The sequence below is a fragment of the Kitasatospora sp. NPDC036755 genome (genome assembly GCF_040636595.1).
Classification (GTDB): Bacteria; Actinomycetota; Actinomycetes; order Streptomycetales; family Streptomycetaceae; genus Kitasatospora.
Genome location: NZ_JBEZUT010000434.1, coordinates 1 through 5,841 on the forward strand (window position 1 = coordinate 1; position 5,841 = coordinate 5,841).

Annotated in this window: 4 protein-coding genes; all 4 read left to right on the plus strand. The window is 75.8% G+C overall.

All coding sequences use genetic code 11. The features are described from left to right. Positions 1-244: 244 nt before the first annotated feature. Positions 245-1,264 carry an AfsR/SARP family transcriptional regulator gene (locus AB0E96_RS37285; protein WP_359830678.1) on the plus strand — a complete coding sequence of 340 codons (1,020 nt, stop codon included), beginning with the start codon at positions 245-247 and terminating at the stop codon, positions 1,262-1,264. A gap of 247 nt (positions 1,265-1,511) precedes the next feature. Beyond that, complete coding sequence (locus AB0E96_RS37290) at positions 1,512-4,217, plus strand: penicillin acylase family protein (RefSeq protein ID WP_359830681.1); 2,706 nt, start codon at positions 1,512-1,514, stop codon at positions 4,215-4,217. A 347-nt stretch (positions 4,218-4,564) separates the two neighbouring features. Then, positions 4,565-5,620 carry a ketoacyl-ACP synthase III family protein gene (locus tag AB0E96_RS37295; protein WP_359830683.1) on the plus strand — a complete coding sequence of 352 codons (1,056 nt, stop codon included), beginning with the start codon at positions 4,565-4,567 and terminating at the stop codon, positions 5,618-5,620. Continuing rightward, positions 5,617-5,841: hypothetical protein (locus AB0E96_RS37300; RefSeq protein ID WP_359830686.1), on the plus strand; the 225-nt coding region annotated here is incomplete at its 3' end. The genes AB0E96_RS37295 and AB0E96_RS37300, both read left to right, overlap by 4 nt.

Consider the following 5,841-nt stretch of genomic DNA (forward strand, 5'->3'; position numbering starts at 1 on the left):
GTGCCGCCGGCCCCACCACCGCCGCCGGCACCGGCCACGGCACCGCGAGCACCGAGGACATGGGCTGGCAGTGGTGAACCGGCGCCGGCCCGCCCGGCACCGCAGTCCGGCCCGACCGGGTACGTCCCGTCCCTGACCCCGGCCCAGCCCTCCCCGGCCAAGCCCCCCGGACCCCGACCCCGCACCAGTTCCCTCGACTGCGTCCGAGCCACCACCCGACGGTCCAGGCTCGGCGGAGGCTGCCATGACCACTCCACCCCTTCCGACCACCTGCCCGGACGACCTCGGCTTCGAACTGCTGGGTGAGGTCCGCGGCTGGCGCGGCGGCGTCGAACTCCCGCTCGGAGCCCCCCGCCAACGCGCCCTGCTCGCCGCCCTGCTGCTGCGCGCCGGCTCCCCCGTCGGCCGCGACCACCTGATCGACGGCATCTGGGGCGACGCCACCGTGACGGACGGCGCCAACCTGGTACAGGCGTACATCTCCAAGCTGCGCAGACTCTTCGAGCCCGACCGGGCGCCGCGCACCTCCGGCGGCCTCCTCACCAGGGTCGGCGCCTCCTACCGGCTCTCCATCGCTCCCCGGCAGTACGACCTCGGCCGGTTCGAGCAGTCGGTGGCGGACGCCCGTTCGCTGCGGTCGGCCGGGCAGCCCGACGCAGCCGAGCGGACCCTGTCCACCGCCCTGGCGTCCTGGAAGGGCCCCGCGCTCACCGGCGTCAGCGGCCCGCTGCTCGACGTCGAACGCGCCCGGCTCGCCGAGCTGCGGCTCGCGGTGGTCGAGGAGCACGCCGAACTCGCGCTCCAACTCGGCGGCCACGCGTGGCTGGTGCCCCACCTGCTCGTCCTCACCACCGAGCACCCGTACCGCGAACGGCTCTGGGCCTTGCTCATGATCGCGCTCTACCGGGGCTGCCGGCAGGCCGACGCCCTGGCCGCCTACCAGCGCGCCCGGCACACCCTGATGGAGAACCTCGGCCTGCTGCCGGGGCCGGAACTGCGCGGCATCGAGGAGGCGATCCTCGCCGGACGCCCGGACCCGCTCGTCCGGGCCCGCCCCGACGACACCGCTCACCTCACCCGACCCGTCCCCGCCCGGCCGGCCGACGCCGACCCGCGCTTCGACACCCCGGCCGCGTACCGCCACGAGCCGGCCCCCGGACGGCCGCACCTGGCCCTGGTCGGCCGGACGCCCGCCCCGGCGCCCGCGCCCGGCGCGGCTCCGCACGGCCCCTGGAGCGGCGGACCGGCCCGACTGGCCCGCTGAGCCTCCTGCCGCTCACCGCATCACCGCTGTTGCCGCACCACCGTTCCGCCGCACCACCGTTCCGCCGTTCCGCCGGCAGTCGTGCGCATCCTGCTCGGCTTCTCCGTGCCCGTCGCGCTCCCCGTCCCCGGCGCCGCGCTCCGCCGCTCTCCCCCTGCTCGTTCCCCGCCGCCGCGCCCGCGCCTTCCCGCGCGCGCGGCGGCACTTGCCATGGCCGGACCCCGTCGAGACAAGGAAGCACCGCCCCGTGACAGTCCACACCGACACCACCCCGCCGGACGATCCGCGTCCGGCCGCCGAGCCCCGGCCGGCGGCGGACTCCGCCGAACCCGGCACCGCCCCGGCCGCCGTCGCCGTCGCGGACCCCGGGCCCGAGCCCGCGCTGCTCCCCCGGCGCCGCCGCGTGCTGCGCATCGCCAGGCGCACCGCCGCCGTCCTCACCGCCCTGGTCCTGGTGGCCGCCGGCAGCCTGGCCGGCTACGCGTACTGGACGGTCCAGCGCTCGATGCCGAAGCTGTCCGGCAGCACCACCGTGCAGGGGCTGCACGGCGAGGCCCGGATCGTCCGCGACGCCTCCGGCATCCCGCAGATCTACGCCGACACCGCCCACGACCTGTTCCTCGCCGAGGGCTACGCCCAGGCGCAGGACCGGTTCTGGCAGATGGACGTCCAACGGCACGTCACCGCCGGACGGCTCGCGGAGATGTTCGGCCCCGGCGAGGTGCAGACCGACAAGGTGGCGCGCACCTTCGGCTGGTACCGGGTGGCCGAGCAGGAGGTGACGATGCTGTCGCCGCAGACCCAGGAGTACCTGCGGGCCTTCGCCGACGGCGTCAACGCCTACCTGGCGAAGCACGAGGGCGCCGAGCTGTCGGTGGAGTACCCCGTGCTCGGTTTCGTCGCCGACGACTACCGCCCCGAGCAGTGGACGCCGGCCGACTCGGTCTCCTGGCTGAAGACCATGGCCTGGAACCTGAACACCGGCATGATCGACCAGTTCGAGCACGCGATGCTGCCCGCCGACCTGCCGGAGGGTGCCACCGACGACCTCTTCCCGCCCTACGACTACCAGCGCTGGACGCCGATCGTCCCCGACCGGGCCGGCACGGCCACGCCGGCGGCCGACCCGACCGCCGCCCCTGCCGCCCCCACCTCTCCCCCCGTCCCCGCCGCGGCCTCGGCCGCGCTCGCCGACAGCGCGGAGGTGCGCACCGTCCTGGCCGCCGTCCTCGGCCCCCAGGGCACCGGCATCGGCTCCAACTCCTGGGTGGTGGCGGGCAGTCGCACCACCACCGGCAAGCCGCTGCTGGAGAACGACCCCCACCTGACGCCCTCGCTGCCCGGCATCTGGTACCAGGTCGGCCTGCACTGCAACCGGATCGGCCCGGACTGCGGGTACGACGTCAGCGGCTTCACCTTCGCCGGCATGCCCGGCGTGGTGATCGGCCACAACGCCGACATCGCCTGGGGCTTCACCGACCTCGGCGCCGCCGACTCCGACCTGTTCGTGGAGCGGGTCAGCGGCTCCGGCTACGAGCACGAGGGGCAGCAGCTGCCGCTGACCGTCCGCCAGGAGACCATCAAGGTGGCGGGCGGGCGCCCGGTCGACCTGACCGTCCGCTCGACCCTGCACGGCCCGCTGATCTCGGACGTCCTCAAGTCCGCCGACGAGGTCGCCGACCACGGCCGGGTACCGGACGTCCCGCCGCACGGCGAGCAGGACGGCTACGCGGTGGCCATGCAGTGGACCGCCCTCGACCCCGCCCCCACCCTCGACGCCCTCTTCGCCCTGGACCGGGCCAAGGACTGGAACGACTTCCGCGCCGCCGCCGCGGCCTTCGCCTCCCCCGTGCAGAACATGATCTACGCGGACACGGCCGGCAACATCGGCTACCAGACCCCCGGCCGGATCCCGGTCCGCAAGGCCGGCGACGCCCGCCGCCCCGTCCCGGGTTGGACCGGCACCTACGACTGGACCGGCTACCTGCCCTTCGACCAGCTGCCCACCAGCTTCAACCCGCCGGAGGGCTACATCGTCACCGCCAACAACGCGGTCGTCGGCCCGGACTACCCGCACCTGATCGGCAGCGACTGGGGCACCGGCCACCGCAGCCGGCGAATCGCCGAACTGATCGAGCAGGCCGGCAAGCTGGACGTCGCGGCGATGGAGCGGATCACCCAGGACACCTGGAACGGCAACGCCGCCACCCTGGCGCCCGCCCTGCTCCGGGTCCAGGTCGACGCCCAGGCCGAGCCCGCCCAGGCCCTGCTGCGCGGCTGGGACTACACCCAGGGCGCCGACTCGGCACCGGCCGCCTACTTCAACGCGGTCTGGCGCGAACTGCTGAAGGAGGCGTTCACCGACCGGCTCAGCCGGGCCGGGGTCAAGAGCTACGCCTACCCGGACGGCGGCGGCCACTGGTTCGACGTCGTCCGCGGCCTCCTCGACAAGCCCGACAGCCTCTGGTGGACGAGCACCACCGACCCCTCCGTCCACGGCCGCGACGCGATGCTCCGCCGGGCGATGGAGCAGGCGGCCACCGACCTGCGCAAGCGGCTCGGCGACGATCCGCGGAAGTGGCGCTGGGGCGCCCTGCACACCCTGACGCTGGAGAGCCCCACCCTGGGCACCGCCGGCCCGGCCCCCCTCCAGTGGCTGCTGAACGCCGACCCGATCGGCGTCGGCGGCGGCACCGACACCGTCCTGGCCAACGGCTGGGACCCGCGCAAGGGGTTCGAGGTGATCTGGGTGCCCTCGATGCGGATGGTGGTGGACCTCGGGGACTTCGAGCGCTCCCGCTGGATCAACCTGACCGGCGCCTCCGGCCACGCCACCGCGGACACCTACACGGACCAGACCGCGCTCTGGGCCCGGGGCGACAGCCTCGCCTGGCCCTACGGGGCGGCAGCCGTGGACGCGGCCGCCCACGACCGCCTGCGCCTCACCCCCTGACCGCCCGCGCACGGTCCCGCCCGGTGCCCGGTTCCCGCCCACGCGGGGCCGGGCACCGGCGTGCCACGGCGCCCGCAGCGGGGCCGGAGCCGAGCCGCAGCGGAGCCGCGGTGCTACCGGAGCGCGGCGCGGCCGGCCTTCAGTGGGCGTTCAGTCGCCCGCCCGTGGGCGGTCAGCGGCCCCGCCCCGGCCGGTCAGCCGGCCGCCCGCGGGCCGTCAGCCGGGCACCAGCGCCGCACCGACCGGGCGCCAGTGGACGGCAACCGCGCGACAGGCGGCGAACGGCAGCATCGTCACCGACAGTCGCCCCGGCAGAGCGCTGCCACGGGGCCGGAGATCGGAGAGACATGCGCTGGGAGCAGGTGTACCTGGCCGGCACGGGTGTCTGGCTGGCCGACCGCGCGGACGCCGCGGCGGCGGTCGCGGACGGCCGCTACGACGCCGAGGAGCACGCCGTCAACCGGATCGACTCGGTCAGCGCGGCCACCGCCGGCGGGCCGGACGACCTGGCCGCACCGCAGATGGCGGTCCGGGCGGCCCGCACCGCACTGCGCCGGGCGGGCCGCTCGGCGGACCTGGTCGGCACCGTCCTGCACAGCTACCTGTGGTTCCAGGGCGCCGAGTTGTGGCCGTCCGCCGCGTACGTGGCGCAGCACACCGTCGGCCCGGCGGTGCCCGCCTTCGAGCTGCTGCAGCAGTGCAACGCCGGACTGTCGGGGATCGAGCTGGCGGCCCGGCAGCTCCGGGCCCGCGAACCCGGCCGGGACGAGGCCGTGCTGCTGACCACCGCCGACCGCTTCGCACCGCCGGCCTTCGACCGCTGGCGCGCCGAACGGGGCATGGTCTACGGCGACGGGGGCACCGCGCTGGTGCTGAGCTCCTGCCCCGAGAACGCCGTCGGACGCCTGCTCTCCACCGTGACCAGGGTGGACAACTCGCTGGAGGGGCTCCCCCGGGGCACCGGGTTCCGCCCGGGCCCGGACGCGGCGGACCGCCCGGTGGACCTGGGGGCCCGGACCGAGGAGCACTTCCGCGAGCACCGCAACATGCGGGCCGCGACACTGCGCACCGCGGAGGTGGCGGCGGAGTCCGTCCGGACCGCGCTGGCCGAGGCCGACACCCCGGTCGAGCGCATCGCCCGGGTGGTCCTCAACGCGACCGGGCACCAGCGGATGAGCTGGCAGCTGGAACGGCTGGGCATCGACGAGAAGCGCTCCACCTGGGAGTTCTGCCGCGAGGTGGGCCACCTGGGCGCGGGGGACCACGTCGCCGGCCTGAACGAGCTGCTGGAGACCGGCGAACTGGACGGCGGCGACCGGGTGCTGCTGGTCGGCGGCGGAACCGGCTACAGCTGCACCAGCGCGGTGGTCGAGATCACCGATCCCTCGGGCTGGTGCGCATGAGCGCCGCGGCAGCGGCGGAGCGGCCGCACCCCGCCGCCACCACGCACCCGACGGCCCCCTGGCCCGGGGCCGGTCCGGACGGCGACGGCGACGGCGACGGCGCCCTCGTCGTCGACCTGCTGGACGCCACCGCCACCGCTCGCCCCGGCGCGCCGGCCGTCCGGGACGCCGACGGCGCCTGGAGCTACGCCGAACTCGCCCGCGCCAGCCGGACGGTGGCC